Consider the following 17067-nt stretch of genomic DNA (forward strand, 5'->3'; position numbering starts at 1 on the left):
TCAACAGCAATCCCCTCTTTACTTTTTATAAAAGAATTAGCCCATGCCGTTCCGGCAACATTTTCGCTGTTTAACCAAACAACTGCAGCGAAAAAATTGCGACGGAAATTAATCCAGCTTTTGGCCGCGTATTGAGTCGGCTTCGGCCACCTCTTTATAGTAAAGAATGAAAATGCTAACGCTTCAGATGGGGCGAGCCTTCCCCTCCAAAGCTAGCCAGCTCTTATAGGCAGGATGCCTGAATGCCTTGAAGCACATGGTCAATGATGTTCCCGACATCATAATGACATTTCCAATATCCTTATCGGTCAGATGTGCGAGAAAGGCCATGTCTGGACTCACGTCATTTTCTTCAACGGCCTCAAGTTCAGAGTTGAATTTAGGCATTTGCAAACCAGACGTTTAACTCATTTTTGGACAGAAACGTCTTAGGTTGATCCCCTCAGACGTACTTTAACCAAAGCTTGTTAGAACTGAAGCACTAAAGTCTTAAGTCTTAAGTCTTAAGTTCAGATGATGATAAGTATGGCTAAGTTCTGAAATACTTAAGAAGCTATTGAGATTATCTCCACATTAATTAGACTATTTAAAGTCACTACTTAAAAAGTAACCCTAGGTTATAGGGCTACTCAGTACTAGCAATCTTTCTTCCTGAAAGTAAAAAAGCACTTTTAGGTCGCGCTGTAAGTAATTGATTATTAGATGCTTTTACTATTATAAGCATTGAGCTCGACTATTCAGCCAACACTTTTTTATACTGGACATGTTTAACTCGATTTGAGGACATCTTGAACCCAGTAATTACGCTTTCGGTGTTTCTTTCTATATGGATGATACCAAGGTTGCGACTGACCAGCATATCTTGTTGCACTGCATCAAGCTTAGATACCAGACTGTTACCTATATGAAGCTGTAGCTCACCGTCAATTATCTTGATGTGGTAATTGACCATTAATGCTTCACTGTAAAAATTTCCCGTAAATTGGGCTAATTGGTCGCCGTTGTAATTGGCTGGTGTGTACTCATCACATATAAAGGGATCCCGACCATTTACCGAGACTGACATTTGATTACTTTTAGGCATAAAAGTCATAATGACGTTAGCAGACACACCCATTAGCTTGAACTGCTTTTCGGAAAGAGGGGCTAAATCATATTCTCGTTCGGGGGCTGGTGATAGCTTTAACTTTCCCTGTTTAATATACACATGACGTGAATCACTTCTATCTTCACTCCAATAGTGACCAGAAAAATTCTTTAACTGATCTGCGTTAAGTTCAATAAACTGCGGCGCACTTTCAACTTCTTTTTTGTAGAACTGATTTAAATATAGATCAGCAACTTGGCGTGCTAAACCAGTTGAATAAGCATCCTCTCTGTTCGCTAGGACAATGACTGAAAATTTTTGCTCTGGAAATCTAATCAGATTCGACTTAAAACCGCCAAACCACCCGGCGTGGTCTATCTGTTTAAGCCCTTTATAATCACTTATACGAAGCCCAGAAGCATAATCAAGTTGCTCACCGTTATTGAGCGTTCCAACGGTTGTCATTTTTTCCCAAAAGTTTTTATCAAACACTTTTTGTTGATAAAACTCATCGTCCCATTTTTTTAAATCTTCTACAGTAGTTAAAATGCCGCCATCACCAATAAGATCTAATGTTGGCATGTTAATTTCGAATTCAGGTCCAGAGAAGGGGGTATATCCATAGGCTTTATTTTTCACAATACGGTTATGATTATTATGAAACCGCGTATTGTGCATCTTCAGAGGCTTAAAGATTTCATTGTCAGCGAATGAGGCCATTGAAACTCCCGTTACCTTTTGCACTATTTGTGCAAGTAACCAATAACCTGAATTACTGTATAAAAACTCCTCCCCAGGGTTGAAATTAAGTGATGGTTGAGCGGTCAACCACCCCATGACCTCTGCATCATCATAGTAATCATCAGTTCGAAAACCTTTTAACTCTTTAAGGTTAAAATAATCTCTAACCCCACTAGTGTGGTGGAGCAAATGTCTTATGGTGATGTCTTTTGCATAATCTGGAAAATCTGGAAAGAAAGAGTAGAGCGAATCGTTTAAATTCAAATTTTGTTGCTGAACTAATAGGAGAATAGTCGCTGCTGTGAATTGTTTTGAGGTAGATGCAATTCTAAAAACGGTGGTTGGAGTATTAGGGACTGAGTGCTCGATATTTGCTAAGCCATATCCTTTACTGAAAATGAGTTTACCTTCTTTAATAACTGCTACAGTGCCGCCTGGCTGGTCAACTTGTTCCCATTCGGAAAAAATACTATCAATGTCAAACTGGCTAGGATCAGCAATAGCATCTGGGCGAAATGTAGAAATAACAATAAACACACTCACGAGGATTAATGATCTGATTTTTAGCAACTTAAACTCCATTTTAAAATTACATGTCTTCTTTTAGTCCATTGTATTCTATTTTTGTTCAAAATACTTACAAGTGAACATCTCCTTGGTAACCCTTGTCCTCGATTGCAAGCCAAACTCACGACTTCTTTCTTACATCTATTCAAATAGAGTATTCAAATGTATACAAGAGTGGCTTTTTATTTAGCTATACAAAAAACTGCTGACTCGAAGATCTCCGTTTGAAGTGAACGAATGTGTAAAGCTATTTTGATCTAAAGCTTGAGACTAGTTCACATTGTAAGAGCTATTTTACAAGGGCAGCAAGATTCTCAAAAAGTTAACCGAAAAGGGAAATACTGTTGTTTTCCTCTCATCACTTTTTGCAAAAGATTAGGGGCGAAGCGACACAACGTAGTTTATTATATGACTAACAAGGTTTGGGGCAAAAACAAGTTAGATTTATTGACTTGAAAATGGACCGGTTCAACCCTGAACTAGAGGGCGTTGAAGAAAATAGCGTGAATCCTGACATGAATGTCAGGCTAGCTTTCGGGGTACAGGATGTACCATCGGAAGCGTTAGCATTTTCGAATAAGTCCGAGGCGGAATAACAATAAAGTCAAAAGCTGGATCAACCCCATGGCGACCTTTTCGCTGTTTGAAAATGTTGCGGGGCGGCTGGGTGATCGAAGAGGGAACAGCCGTTGGTTTCCTTTTGGTCTGGTGTGGGTGAAGCGCCACGACGTTAGTGGCCGCAGGCCATAATCTAAAAACATAATGGGGCATAAATGAGTTACGTATATTGCTTGCAACGGTCAAAATTCAACTCTGAACTTGAGGCCGTTGAAGAAAATGACGTGAGCTGGCCATGGACGGCCAGCTAGCTTTAGAGGGGAAGGGACGCCCCATCTGAAGCGTTAGCATTTTCGAATAAGGCCGAAGCTGACTAAAAATAAAGTTAAAAGCTGGATCTACCCCATGGCGACCTTTTCGCTGTTTGAAAATGTTGCGGGGCGGCTGGGTGATCCAAGAGGGAATAGCCGTTAATTCCCTCTTGGTCTGGTGTGGGTGAAGCGCCACGACGTTAGTGGCCGCAGGCCATAAGTACAAAACTACAGGAAACTAACACCTGGATCCCGGCTCATAAGCATTGCCGGGAAGACGATGACACGAACCTGAGTAAGTTGATAACTTACTGCCTTTGCTCTTGTATGAGAATAAAACTAAGCCATCCATTTTAGTGATGAATATAACATCACTATTCTTCACTTTGATTACGATTGCGTTAACCACAATTCAAATCTATTAATTGACCTTAATTATCAACAGTCTGAGCACGCTATTTCTTTAATCACTCTTGCGGGATTACCGCCGATGACAACATTGTCGCCAAAACTATTGGTTACCACAGCGCCTGAAGCGACAACAACATTATTGCCTAACGTCACACCGGGATTGATCGTAGCGTGGCCACCAATCCAACAGTTGTGGCCTATGGTTACTGGTTTGCCGTACTCTACACCGCTGTTTCTTTTAATAGGGTCGAGTGGATGCGTGGCAGTATAAATTCCTACTTGAGGTGCGATTAAACAATTATCACCAATTCTAACTTCTGCAACGTCTAAAATAACGCAGCCAAAATTGGCATAAAAATTTTCACCGACATGAATATTCACACCATAATCACAGTTAAATGACGACTCAATATGAATGCTACGTCCTGTCGAGCCAAACAATGATTTAACAATGTTCACTCGTTTATCAGCATCACTCACACTGGTTTGATTTAACGTTTCGGTCAATAAACGGGCTTTTAGGCGTAACGCAACCAACTCCGCATCACCGGGATCATAATACTCTCCTGAGAGCATTTTCTCTTTTTCTGTCATATTCCACTCTATTCAAACTAAGCTAAAAAAGGCTAAAAACTAAGTCTATATGGCCATATTATTACAGAGCAACAAAAATTAATCATACCACCCATTTTTTGTAGCCATAGTTCAACTTTTCAATCCTTATTAAATATATGAAAATAGCTTTCTGCACGATTTAAATGTATAGATTAGTGTTAATTATCAACAGTATGAAGCATAATTATAAACAGTAAGTCATACTTTGAACAACCGATGAGCTTGGGGTTTAACCAATCTTTCAGGCGCACTATAACCCTACTAAATATAAGAAAAGGTAAGTAGGATCAAGATTATAATATACTAGGTTGATTTATCACTATTCTGCATAGAGAATAGCGCCTAGTTAAAGTGATACATAACGTGATAGTTAATACGATAGTCAGAGCGATAAATAACGCATAGGAACGGCAATAACATGATGACAAAATGGGCGATACGTTTTTTACAGATGGCCGAGCTCGTAGCATCTTGGAGTAAAGATCCCTCCACCCGAGTTGGTGCGGTGATCACTGAAAACAATCGCATCGTATCGTTAGGCTTTAATGGTTACCCTCACGGAATATCAGATAGCGCCGAAACCGATAACCGTGAAATGAAACTGCTAAAAACGCTCCATGCAGAAGAAAACGCCATATTGCATGCCAAACGCGATCTCAGTAGCTGTGAAATTTGGGTGACTCACTTCCCCTGCCCAAACTGCGCTGCCAAGATTATCCAAACCGGATTGCGCGCTGTGCATAGCCCAAAGCCCAACGACGATTTTCTGTCGCGCTGGGGAGACAAGATTAAAGTCAGCGAAGATATGTTTGAACAAGCTGGCGTTGAAGTCGATTGGATGCAAGTAGATTAACCAAGCTGGATGAACATGTTGGCAGTGTAAATCGGCAACGGCTTAAGTGAATTAGTACATTAGCTATCTAGGTGTTCTTTGTACTTATAGCCTGCGGCCACTAACGTCGTGGCGCTTCATCCGCACCGATTCTAGAAACAAGAATAGATCGCAAGGTTTCACCCTGCTCGGACCAAAAGAGGGAAACTGTAAAATTTAACAATGGGAAGCTAGGTAATTCGGTTGAAGTATCTATTTACTTTGCCCACTATCAAGATGTCATTGCGGTGGTCAATTCTTTAGCAATTGCATCAAAGCACACTTTCACATTTAATGGCATTCGATTGCCAAACGGATGTAGACCATAAATGGTATTCATCGGCAATGTTTTCCCTTTAAACACCTCCACTAAATCGCCCTCAAGGTTATCAAGATAAAAGTCCGGTACTATCCCAACGCCACTGCCAAATTGAATTAATGCCAAGCAAGTATGAAATGAGTTAGCTATGCAATGTGCCTGAGTATGGTAATGCCATGGCTCGTTTGTATCTGTTATAAACTCATGTGTAATGGCTTTTTTTTGCCAAGTATTTGCTACATAAGGCAATGCCTGCCACTCATTTTGTTCAACGAGTGCTTTTGTGCCCACCAGCACATCTCTAAACTCACCAATACGTTTCTGTTTTAAATTACTGGCTTGGGATCGCCCAACCCGTATCGCTAAATCAATGTCTTCTGACATTAAGTCTAAATGCTGATCATGACTAATAAGTTCAGGCTTTAATAAAGGGTATTGCGAGAGCAACTTTCCAATAGCTGGAGTCACCAGAGTTTCCATTAAGGCATTAGGCGCTGTGATGCGCACTCGTCCTTGCGGGATCACTTTAGTTTGTTCCGTATCTAACCATGCATCACCTGCTATTTGATTAAGCATTTTACAGTGTTGGTAAAACTGTTGTCCTGCATCTGTTAGGGCTTGCTTACGAGTTGTCCGCTTGAGTAACACAATGCCAAGGTCAGTTTCTAACGACTTCAGGTGCTGGCTCACCACTGATTTAGATACCGCCAAAACCTCTGCCGCCGCGGTAATTGAACCCGCCTCTACAATATGCGCAAACACCGACATCTGCCGTAATCGAATCATAACTATTGTTCTATTTTATTAAACAGTGTTTACAAATATAGCTGTTTTTCTAATTTAATTATATGGCTATTATCTATTTCAATCGCGACACAAACAGTTTATCAAGGACCTTCCCATGAAAAATTTTACAATGACAGACAACACGATTTTAGCCGCCTGTAAAAACGGTATTTTAGCTTGGCAAATTGCATTCAATAGCCAAGATGCCAAAGGCTGTGCTGCTCAGTATCAAAAAGATTGTACTATGACGGCTCGCCCCTTCGGTGTGTTTGAAGGCCGTAAAGCCATTGAAGCTTTCTGGCAAGGTATTATTGATCAAGGTTTTAAAGATGTGGATTACACACAAGTAACATGGGAAGCAGAAGGTGATAATAGTTATGTTCTAACGTCAAAATGGACGATGAATAAAGCCTTTGGTGTTGTGCACCGCGAACTTTGGGTTGTAGAGGCTGACGGACACGCCCGCCTGGCTAGTGATGAGTTTGAAGTACTGGGTGAATAAAGTATGCCACCCTGCTTTTGAACAAATTGGAATGGGTAGCCAAGTGTTTGTTCTAGGCTAACGATAGTTTGTCTAGGTCTGGCCATCTTAGGTTACCAGTTAGTAATAAAGGTAACTAAAGCCTAGTTGCGTATTTACTCTTTATTTAATTGGAATGGAAATTAAAATGGTGGCCATGTTAATTGTTTGATATTAGTTGTCTGATATTAATTGTTTTTATTCATTTCGCTCTGATAAGTTTTCTTTAACGATCTGAGAATCTTGTTGTGCAAAGAACTCTACTTTAAATTCAGTATCTTCAGTCATCAACTCAACTTTATGCCAGTATTCTGGTGGTGAAATGGCAACACTTCCGGCTTTGACTATAAGCTCTTGCTCTATCGCACCGCGACGTTCTTTAAAACCAAAAAACCTTAACTCCCCAACGGTCACGCAGATTCTCCCATAAACTCCGGCTTTGGTATTATGCTCGAAAAGAAATAGCTTCGGGATATTATCCTTGTTCATTAAAAAGGTGGTTTTGTAGTTTACAAAATCAGCGGGAATAACATTATTTTCTTTGTTCATATTGTTACCTCAATTAATGATAGATTTTTTTATTACAGGTGACCATTTGGCTAGCCTCAATAACCGATTTAAAAACTACAGAAGCCACCAAAATAACATCATAAGTAAAGTGACTAAACTATGCCACCCCGCTTTTGAACAAGTAACATAACTCGTTTTCATTGCTTTAGCGAGAGTTCGGCGCGATGCACTCAACGCATCAATTTCTATCGATATGTCTAAATAATTGGAATGGGCGACCATGTTAATTGTGGAAAGCAGAAGGTGATAATCGTTATGTTCTAACGTCAAAATGGACGATGAATAAAGCCTTTGGTGTTGTGTACAGTGAACTTTGGTTTTAGAGGCTGACGGACGCGCCCACCTGGCGCGTGATGAGTTTGAAGTACTGGGTGAATAAAGTAGCCACCCAGCACTTGAACAAATTGGAATGGGTGGCCATGTTAATTCTAGCTATGTTAATTCAAGGTGTGCTTCGCTAGACGCTTAGTTTACTTCTAATAAAGTTTCTATTATTCTGATTTTGTTATGGATTACTTAAGATTTAAATCCAGCCGCAGTCATCAATAATTTAAATCCCATAGATACTATGCCTAACGAAAGTACACTTATAACCCAGATACTTATAAGCCATAACCATTTCTGGAGTGTGCTATTAAGTTTCATTTTAACCTCCCTAATGATTAATTAGTGGTAAGCCTCGCCTTCTTTTACTTTTCCGGCGAAGACGTAATAACTCCAAAATGTATATGCAAGGATCATAGGAATAATGATCAACGCACCATAAAGCATGAAACTGAGGCTTTCTTTGGGGGCTGCTGCTTGCCATATTGAGATGTTAGGAGGAATGATGTTAGGCCATAGGCTAATCCCAAGACCTGCAAAACCAAGAAAAACAATCATTAATGCCATTAAAAACGGGGATGTTTCTTTTTGCTTTTTGACTGAATCAAATGTTTTCCAGCACAAAACAGCCGTCAGTAAGGGCACCGGAGCTAATAGGAATAAATTGGGTAGCGTAAACCAACGTTCGGCAATGGATACGCTAGTCAGTGGTGTCCATACACTCACGACAATTATAGCAACAATAAGTAAGCTGAGAATTTTAGGCACTAAAGTAAATATGGTCTGTTGCAGATCACCTTCAGTTTTCGTTAGCAACCAAGTGCTACCAAGTAATGCATATGCAGCCAACAGACCAAAGCCACAAAATAGTGGGAATGGAGCGAGCCAATCTAACTGGCCACCTGTAAATATACGACCTTCAACAGTAAATCCCTGAACCACTGCACCAACGACAACACCTTGACAATAGGTGGTAATAATTGAGCCTACCATAAATGCACGATCCCAGAATTTAAGGTGACTTGGTAGTGCTTTAAAGCGAAACTCAAAGGCAACACCCCGAAAAATTAGTGCCACTAACATCAGTGTAATTGGGATGGTTAACGCTTCAAGAATTATCGAGTAAGCCAGAGGGAAGGCGCCAAATAGCGCAGCGCCACCAAGTACTATCCACGTTTCATTACCATCCCAAACCGGGGCAACACTATTAACCATGACATCTTTTTGTGAACTGCTTTTAACAAAAGGCATCATAATTCCTATGCCTAAATCAAAACCATCCATGAAAATGTACATCAAGGTAGCAAAGATGATGATACCAAACCAAACAACCGAAAGATCTAATTCCATAAAGATTACCTCAAGTCATGCCGTAAATTTAAAGTCGACCAGAAATTGTCGAAATTTCATGGGAACCAGTGTTGTGAGCATCATCTAGCTGAGGCCCCTGTTTCATTTGGCGCATCATGTAGAAGTAGCCAAACCCAAAGACTAGGCTGTAAACAATGAAGAAACATAGAAGGCTGATACTCATTTGTAAGTCACTATGGGCCGATACTGCATCTTTAGTTTTCATCAATCCGTATACAACCCAAGGCTGACGGCCTACTTCGGTAGTAAACCAACCCGCGAGTATAGCAATTAACCCAGCGGGCCCCATTAAAAGAGAGAACTTTAGATACCAACCTGTATTATAAAGTCGCTGTTTTTTACGTAGAACAAGACTGTACAAGCCCTGTAAAATCATGAGTACTCCAAGTAATACCATAATTCTAAAAGACCAAAATATAACTAGTGAGTTAGGTCTTTCGTCTTTTGGAAAGTCTTTCAATGCTGGAATGGGTTCTACCAAACTGTGTTTGAGTATTAAGCTGCCAAGTACGGGTATTTCAAGCGCAAAGTCTGTACGCTCTTTTTCCATATTCGGGAATCCAAACAGAATCAATGGACTTGGGCCGCCGTCAGAGTTATCCCAATGTCCTTCTATCGCTGCAATTTTTGCAGGTTGATGTTCTAGCGTATTAAGGCCATGTATGTCCCCTATATAGGCTTGGATCGGTGCGACTAGAACTAACATCCACATTGCCATCGAAAACATTTTCTTAACTGGGCCAGTTTTGTTGCCCTTGAGCAGATGCCAGGCTGCGCAAGCACCGACAAATAAAGCAGTGCTGAGAAATGCTGCAACACCCATATGAACTAATCTGTATGGAAATGAAGGGTTAAAAATGACTGCAAACCAATCGGTTGGGACAACTTGACCATTGATAATCTCGTAACCGGTTGGGGTTTGCATCCAACTGTTAGAGGCGAGGATCCAAAAAGTGGAGAGTATGGTCCCCAGAGCGACCATACAGGTAGCAAAAAAGTGTAGCTTATCGCCTACTCGTTGCCAGCCAAAGAGCATAACCCCAAGAAAACCAGCTTCTAAGAAAAAAGCAGTCAGCACTTCATAAGTGAGTAGCGGCCCAGTAATACTACCGGCAAAAGATGAAAAACCACTCCAATTGGTTCCAAATTGATAGGCCATAACAAGGCCTGAAACAACACCCATACCAAAGTTTACAGCAAAAATCTTTGACCAAAAAAGGTAGAGGACTTTGTAGTCAGGATTACGTGTTTTGAGGCTTAATCCTTCTAATACAGCAAGGTAGCTAGCCAGCCCAATGGTTATTGCTGGAAAAATAATGTGGAAAGATATTGTAAAAGCAAACTGTATCCGTGCTAATAACAAAGCATCGAGCTCAAACATAAACTAGCCTTATTCATTTTAGAAGATGGCATATTAATGGATGGCCAAGGGTATAAGTAGGCACAGAAATTAAGTCTAAATATATAACAGATGGTTTTTATCGGTGTTATGATTTAGAAGGTATTAATTGTTATGGTGAATTCGAATTGGCAAAGTATGAAGATCTGGTTTATCAACTCAAACGTCAGATAAAATCTGGAGTCTGGCGTGCGGGCGATAAATTACCGTCGCTTAGAAAACAGTCTGAACATAGTGGTCTAAGTTTGATGACCGTTTTACATGCTTATCAAGTCTTGGAGTCTCAAGGTTATGTGGTTTCTCAAGCGCGTTCAGGCTATCGTGTGACACCTGAATTAAAAGAAACCGAACCTCATCGACATATTGCGGTGTCGTTAACTGAAAAAGTTGATATTAACGACTTTGTGTTTGAAGTGCTGCAAGCAGGTCGTAACCCGTATATGGTTAATTTTGGTTTCGCGTATCCAGATCCTAGTTTGTATCCACGCCAACAAGTTAATCGTTCGCTAATGTCTGCCGCCCGAAATCTACCAATTTCTAGTACATTCGATAATTTACCGCCTGGTAATGAAGAGTTAAGAACGATCCTTGCTAAACGGTATGCGACAAAAGGAGTTAACATATCGCCTGAGGAGATTGTGATTACCGCCGGCGCACTCGAAGCGTTAAATCTCAGCTTGCAAGTGTGCACCAAACCGGGTGATTGGGTGGTGGTTGAATCTCCCACGTTTTATGGTGCACTTCAATCATTAGAGCGGCTGGGATTAAAAGCCTTGTCGGTAAGAACCGATACTATAGCAGGAATTGATCTCGATGCTTTGGAAAAGGCACTTCAATCCCATGATGTAAAGGCGTGCTGGTTGATGAGCAATCATCAGAACCCACTGGGTTTTACACTAACATTAGAGAAAAAGCAGTCGTTAAATGATCTGCTTAATCGTTATAACGTGGCCTTGATTGAAGATGATGTCTATGGAGAGCTTTATCAAGAAGGCTCTCCAGTTATGCCAGTCAAACAGTTTGATCAAACTGGAAACGTAATGCTTTGTTCTTCTTTTTCAAAATCTTTGGTTTCGGGGTTTAGAATTGGTTGGGTAGCAGCAGGGAAGCGTGCGTTGGAGATGCAAAAGTTGCAATTAATGAGCACGCTAGCAACAAGCGCACCCATTCAATTAGCGCTAACGGACTATTTAAGTAAGTGTAATTACGAAACCCATTTAAAGCAGTTGAGAAAAAAACTGCATGAACGTAAGAGACAGATGGAGTGTTTGCTTACTAAGTACTTACCTTCAGGAGTGAATATAACGAGTCAACAAGGAGGTTATTTTATTTGGGTAGAACTTCCGCTTGGAATTGATTCTGTGGATGTTTTTCATGCTGCTATAAAGCAAAACATCAGCATTGCGCCGGGAAAAATGTTTAGCGTAACCGAACACTACAACCATTGTATGAGATTGAACGCGTCCTTTGCACTGAATGATAAAACAGTACAAGCAATAATAACATTAGGACAAATAATCAGTGAATGTATGGTGGTGAATGCATCAAAAAATGAGCAACTTCGAAATAACGAACCCAAGTTCTAACCCGAACGCTCTAATCCTCAAGATCTGATATAGATATAGCCTTCATTTCTGTATCTATTTTCGAAAGTCCTCTACTTTTATAATGCCGTTCCTTTATTTGTTTCCAAGGACAGTAGGACCTTGGGAATGGATTTTTACTACGTACCGGAAATACCAATGAGTAATGTAAAAATAGCTGCACTACGTGCACTTCATTTGATGGATCTAACAACCTTAAGCGATAACGATACCGATGATAAAATTATCGAGTTGTGTAAGCTAGCTAAAACCTTTGCAGGTAATACCGCCGGCATATGCATCTATCCGCGTTTCATTCCTATTGCCAAAAAGCAATTGCGATCACAAGGTACCCCCAATATTCGAGTGGTCACTGTGACTAATTTTCCTCATGGAAATGATGATGTTGAAATAGCCGTTGCTGAAACAAAAGCGGCCATTGCCTATGGCGCAGATGATGTCGATGTTGTGTTTCCATATCGCGCGTTAATATTGGGTAATGAGGATGTTTGCTTTGAGCTTATTGAGCAATGTAAAGCCGCTTGCGGTAATGACATTTTCTTCAAAGTGATTATCGAGTCTGGTGAGCTAAAAACGCCTGAACTAATCAAAAGAGCCTCCGAAATATCCATTAAAGCGGGTGCTGATATGATCAAAACCTCTACGGGGAAAGTGCCCGTCAATGCAACGCTAGAAGCGGCTGAAATTATGTTATCAGTCATCAAACTGATGGACGTTGAAAGTCACGTTGGTTTTAAGGCCTCTGGCGGCGTTCAGACTGCAGAAGAAGCCAAACTATATTTAGATATGGCTGATAATATTATTGGGGAAGGTTGGGCCGATAACGCTAAACACTATCGTTTTGGTGCTTCTAGCTTGTTATCTAATCTACTTAATACGCTAGGTGAAGCAAAATAGACGTTGACGCTAAATATTAAATTGAGCACTTATGAGCGTTCCTATTCGACAAGATGTTACCGATAAATCTATGCTGCAGTAAACTATGCCACCTAGCTTTTGAACAATACTTAAACGCACAGCCAGCGCTGGCAGTTTGCAGCGCCTTGTCATCGTTTTCGGTCTAAATGCTCACAATATTCAGTTAAAATAATAAAACAATGCCGCCATCATTTTACTGTTCATTATAAAGAGTGCGTAAGCATAAATATCAATAGCAAAGATGGTGGTAAGCTCAAGAATACGTGAGTCAACCCACTCACGCCGATGCTCAAAGTTCTCACAGGTTGAATTATCAATACCACACAAAAATGCCTTACGCACTACTCGTGTACAACAGTGACTACTCTCTATTTTCAAGAGAAGGTGTGTAATCTAAACTAACAATTGTCTGTCTTGGTCTGGCCATCTTCAAATACCATTTAGGAAGGGTAAATAAAGCCTAGTTTACTGTCTATTATTTCGCCAACTATTTTGGGTGGCCATGTTAATTCACCTTAGTTATAGGGCTAAGCTACTGTTTCAAAATATTCTTCTCGGTCAAAGGTATGAAACCAAGATGAATAGTTTGTTAAGTCATGTAGCCGTTCATTAAAATGCGATTGGTCAATAATTAAAGGCTTCATGGCAATGTTCACTTTTTCATTAAGTTGGCTGAACATATGCGGGTTTAATATTAATTGCTTCGTATGAACACAATATAACCCGACGATGTCATGAGGAAAAAGCCCAGCTTTAAGGGTTTCTTCTTTTTGGGCTTGGTAAATTGAAGACCTCATCGGTAAAACCGGCACATGAAACCTAGAAATTTCATTAGTTAATCGCTTTTTAGTTCGATGATCTGTTCTATTTATTGTAAATATTACATACCTTCGAGTATCTCGTTTTCCAGAGAAACTTATTGCTTGTCTAATACTCCGAGAAGTCGAAATCGAAATTGACTTCCCATTAGTACCAATATGACCAGCAGTATGAAGTACAGCCCAATAGTAATCACGCGCAACAACGCCAAGTTCATTAATCATATCGGAAAAGACGGCTTTATTAGCTTTATCTGAAAAGAATTCAAAGAAAGAAGAGTTTGAATTGACAAACGAAGTAACGTTACTATTTTTTGATTTACTAAGATTTGACAGTCTGTCGAATATTTTGTTTGCAGTTTTATTACTAATATCAGAAATGTCATTTAGCCACTTTCTATTAATAGCTTCGTTCCTAAAGTGCTGAGCTTTTTCTCCAAAATAAAATAGACGGTTAGCTATTGTTTTATCATCGATGTTTTCATCGTTTTTAGATAAACGATCTGATAAAAAATCATAGCTAACACCACGGTACAGCATCTTGCTTTCGTTTCTATTAGTACTCACCAATGAGAATAGTGTCTGTAATACCTTTTCCATTTCGCAATTTTTGAGAGCACGATTATCATCATCATCAATTGTGATTAGTTTATTTGGATTTATCATGTGCAGATACCTCGAGAGAACTCCAAGCCCTATAACGCTTCAATCAACCGACGCGTCAGCGGTCGGTTGCATTGACTTGTTATGCAATGATGCATTCCTTTCTTCGTGAGCTTTATTTCTATCTAGCCGAAGTTTATTAATCTTCTTTTTCTCATTTAGCATGTACTCGACCATATCCCAACTTGTTATGTGATTTTTCGGTATATTGTACTGTTTTCTAAGTTTCTGAGTAATTTCAGCAGCTCTAAGTCCAAGAGTTGAGTATTGATACTGACGCTCTTCAAAACCCTCGAAAAAATCTGGAGGACTTGCTGCAAACTCAAATGTACTAGATATAAAGCTGTTCGCTTCCTTTACTAAACTTGGAAAATAGAGTATTTCGTACATTAACTGCGGTGAGAAGGATTTCCAATTTACATCTTTTAACTCTACATCCAGCTCTGGAGTTTCCACTTGTACACGATGGCAACCATCTTCATCTGTTTGCCCATGATATAGCCCGTCATCTCCAACTACAGCAGCACAACTATCCATAAAAGATTCAAAGATGCAGATCATTCTTATTGCGAGGTACTCTGCTTCCCTCTTGCGAGTTCGCCGAGCTGTGAATATGTCCTTAAAGAAATTCAGAAAGAAGCCTAAGACAACGCCAAATAACCCGATAACTATCTTCTCATCCATCTATAACTCCTAACGAGTAAGGTTCCAAGTGCTGCATAACGTTTTAGTATTTATGCGTTGCGCTGTTTGCAGGGCATAAATCGCTTGTTGGACTTGGCCGATGCCTAGCCCATATTAATTGGCATGCTTCATGCTATAGGAATTTGCTTTTTTTGATGCTGGCCATGGGCTACAGAGCAGTTTTGGGTCTGTTGATATTGAGTAGTGGGTAAGTTTTTCATTGAAATTCCTTTTCATCATATTTTTCTATCTTACATCTTTAAGCCTAACAGTTTCAATGAGGATTATGTACTCAATTGAAGTCTCTGTTGGCTCCGCGCAGCGGCTTAGTTCAACGCCCAGCGAAGGGGAAAACTTGGAGCGCAGCGGAAATTTGTCCCACTAGCGCTGCTTGATACTTATTGAGCCCTCTCCCTAGCAAGCCGCATCAGCGGTATGCTTAAGGTGACTAAACCAACAGGAGAAAGCTCAATGAGATTTTATAATAACTCACATCCATACTACTGTGGTATTGATTTACATGCACGTTTACTTTACGTCTGCATCATTGATTCTAAAGGGGAAGTTGTTGCTCACAAAAAGATAGGTGCCAGCAAAGATGACTTATTACTCATTCTAGAACCCTATATCGGCAATGTAATTGTCGGGGTTGAGTGTATGCATTGCTGGTACTGGGTGTCAGATTGGTGTGCTGAACTGGGAATTGATTTTATCTTAGGCCATGCGCTTTATATGAAGGCGATCCACGGTGGTAAAACTAAAAATGATAAAGTCGATTCCTTTAAAATTGCCACATTACTGCGTGGTGGCAACTTCCCCATAGCGTACGATTATCCGAGTGAAATGCGCGCAGCACGCGACTTGTTACGTCGACGAATGAAGATTGTCCGTCACGGTGCGATGCTCAAAGGCCACGTGGTTAACACCAAACAGTCAATACAACTTGCCTGCGACAGAGTTAAATCTTAAAAATATTTCAGCAAGACAAAAACTACGCGAGCAATATCAAGATCCTATCGTACAACGAAATATCGATTTAGACATGGCACTCCTTGATTGTTATGCAAAGGAACTCGCACAGGTTGAATGGTTCATCGAAAAACAAGCCAAAAACCATAATCCCGTCTATTTAGAATTACTGAAAACGGTACCTGGTATTGGTAAGATTTTATCGCTGACTATCCTGTATGAAATCGGCGATATTAGCAGATTTGAGTCAGTACAAAAGTTTGCGTCATACTCTCGATTAGTCAAATGTAAAGCGGAGTCAGCCGGTAAAACCTACGGTACTAACGGTAATAAAATCGGTAATGCTCATTTGAAATGGGCGTTCTCAGAAGCTGCGGTACTTTATCTGCGAGGCAATGACAAAGCACGTAACTACCTTAATCGATTACAAAAACGAATGAGTAAAGCTAAAGCATTATTATCTGCACTGGCACATAAGCTTGGCCGCTGTGTTTATTTCATGTTAAAGAACAAAACGGTGTTTGATGAACAACGATTCTTAAAAGGATAAGTCGCGCAATAAGGTGAGCTGAACGTCTAACTAGATACTCTTTGAAAAAGAGAAGCGAGCATGACCGTGAATGATGTGGCTAATGAAGCAATGACTTCTCACCATCATCACTATGCCAAATGCTATTTAAGCTACATCGCCTTGATTAGACACCTTATTGGCGCGCATTAATGAATGCAATCAACAAAGTCGTTTACACCTTAAATGAGCCTGAAACTAACTGTGCATAAAGCACCTGAGACTTGAATAGTGCCATCTTAGGGTTAACCGATAAATGTCTAGTGCCCCTGATATTTCAAAGGAATGAAAAGCGTCAGGCAGCGATAAGATCGCACTAAGAGAGCCTCTATATGTGTTTGCTGTAAACGACGATTTGACAGCTAAATGACAGACGAAGTAGATGAATTTGTT

13 protein-coding genes and 1 pseudogene are annotated in these 17067 nt (G+C 40.2%); 5 read left to right on the forward strand and 9 right to left on the reverse strand.

Going from position 1 to position 17067, the window contains the following annotated elements:
- Window positions 1-733 precede the first annotated feature (733 nt).
- Both ABIS04_RS17085 and ABIS04_RS17090 read right to left on the reverse strand, forming a co-directional pair.
- Window positions 734-2398, reverse strand: a complete 1665-nt coding sequence (locus ABIS04_RS17085) for a serine hydrolase domain-containing protein (protein ID WP_350431825.1) — start codon at window positions 2396-2398, stop codon at window positions 734-736.
- A gap of 1304 nt (window positions 2399-3702) precedes the next feature.
- Window positions 3703-4269 carry a sugar O-acetyltransferase gene (locus tag ABIS04_RS17090; RefSeq protein ID WP_350431826.1) on the reverse strand — a complete coding sequence of 189 codons (567 nt, stop codon included), beginning with the start codon at window positions 4267-4269 and terminating at the stop codon, window positions 3703-3705.
- A 439-nt stretch (window positions 4270-4708) separates the two neighbouring features.
- Between ABIS04_RS17090 and ABIS04_RS17095 the strand changes: the two genes are divergently transcribed.
- Window positions 4709-5143, forward strand: a complete 435-nt coding sequence (locus ABIS04_RS17095) for a cytidine/deoxycytidylate deaminase family protein (RefSeq protein WP_350431827.1) — start codon at window positions 4709-4711, stop codon at window positions 5141-5143.
- 250 nt (window positions 5144-5393) lie between these two features.
- Here the strand turns inward: ABIS04_RS17095 and ABIS04_RS17100 are convergent, their stop codons facing one another.
- Entirely contained in the window at window positions 5394-6266 is an 873-nt protein-coding gene (locus ABIS04_RS17100) for a LysR family transcriptional regulator (RefSeq protein WP_350431828.1), read from the reverse strand.
- A 115-nt stretch (window positions 6267-6381) separates the two neighbouring features.
- Here ABIS04_RS17100 and ABIS04_RS17105 point away from each other — a divergent pair, with 115 nt between their 5' ends.
- Window positions 6382-6768 (forward strand): nuclear transport factor 2 family protein, encoded by a 387-nt coding sequence (locus tag ABIS04_RS17105; RefSeq protein WP_350431829.1) that lies wholly within the window; start codon window positions 6382-6384, stop codon window positions 6766-6768.
- A gap of 216 nt (window positions 6769-6984) precedes the next feature.
- Here ABIS04_RS17105 and ABIS04_RS17110 read toward each other — a convergent pair whose 3' ends face one another.
- From ABIS04_RS17110 to ABIS04_RS17125, 4 genes are all read right to left on the reverse strand, one after another.
- On the reverse strand, window positions 6985-7335 hold the full coding sequence (locus ABIS04_RS17110; protein ID WP_350431830.1) for a DUF1971 domain-containing protein: 351 nt from the start codon (window positions 7333-7335) through the stop codon (window positions 6985-6987).
- Window positions 7336-7872: 537 nt separating this feature from the next.
- The gene (locus ABIS04_RS17115) at window positions 7873-8001 is read right to left on the reverse strand and encodes a DUF2474 domain-containing protein (RefSeq protein WP_350431831.1); all 129 of its coding nucleotides are present in this window, start codon (window positions 7999-8001) and stop codon (window positions 7873-7875) included.
- Between the two features lie 21 nt (window positions 8002-8022).
- A complete protein-coding gene (cydB, locus tag ABIS04_RS17120; protein ID WP_350431833.1) occupies window positions 8023-9030 on the reverse strand; it encodes a cytochrome d ubiquinol oxidase subunit II in 1008 nt (335 codons plus the stop codon).
- A gap of 28 nt (window positions 9031-9058) precedes the next feature.
- Window positions 9059-10432 (reverse strand): cytochrome ubiquinol oxidase subunit I, encoded by a 1374-nt coding sequence (locus ABIS04_RS17125; protein WP_350431834.1) that lies wholly within the window; start codon window positions 10430-10432, stop codon window positions 9059-9061.
- A 146-nt stretch (window positions 10433-10578) separates the two neighbouring features.
- Between ABIS04_RS17125 and ABIS04_RS17130 the strand changes: the two genes are divergently transcribed.
- The gene (locus ABIS04_RS17130; RefSeq protein WP_350431835.1) at window positions 10579-12036 is read left to right on the forward strand and encodes a PLP-dependent aminotransferase family protein; all 1458 of its coding nucleotides are present in this window, start codon (window positions 10579-10581) and stop codon (window positions 12034-12036) included.
- A 156-nt stretch (window positions 12037-12192) separates the two neighbouring features.
- A complete protein-coding gene (gene deoC, locus ABIS04_RS17135) occupies window positions 12193-12951 on the forward strand; it encodes a deoxyribose-phosphate aldolase (RefSeq protein ID WP_350433468.1) in 759 nt (252 codons plus the stop codon).
- Window positions 12952-13499: 548 nt separating this feature from the next.
- Here deoC and ABIS04_RS17140 read toward each other — a convergent pair.
- Window positions 13500-14456, reverse strand: coding sequence for a hypothetical protein (locus ABIS04_RS17140; RefSeq protein WP_350431836.1), 957 nt, complete (start codon window positions 14454-14456; stop codon window positions 13500-13502).
- Window positions 14457-14495: 39 nt separating this feature from the next.
- Window positions 14496-15137, reverse strand: a complete 642-nt coding sequence (locus ABIS04_RS17145; protein ID WP_350431837.1) for a hypothetical protein — start codon at window positions 15135-15137, stop codon at window positions 14496-14498.
- Window positions 15138-15608: 471 nt separating this feature from the next.
- On the opposite strand from ABIS04_RS17145, the pseudogene ABIS04_RS17150 reads away from it, so the two are divergent.
- A pseudogene (locus ABIS04_RS17150) lies at window positions 15609-16656 on the forward strand (IS110-like element ISShfr7 family transposase).
- Window positions 16657-17067 lie beyond the last annotated feature (411 nt).

It is taken from the genome of Shewanella sp. H8, from assembly GCF_040285065.1.
In the GTDB taxonomy this organism is placed as follows: Bacteria; Pseudomonadota; Gammaproteobacteria; order Enterobacterales; family Shewanellaceae; genus Shewanella; species Shewanella polaris.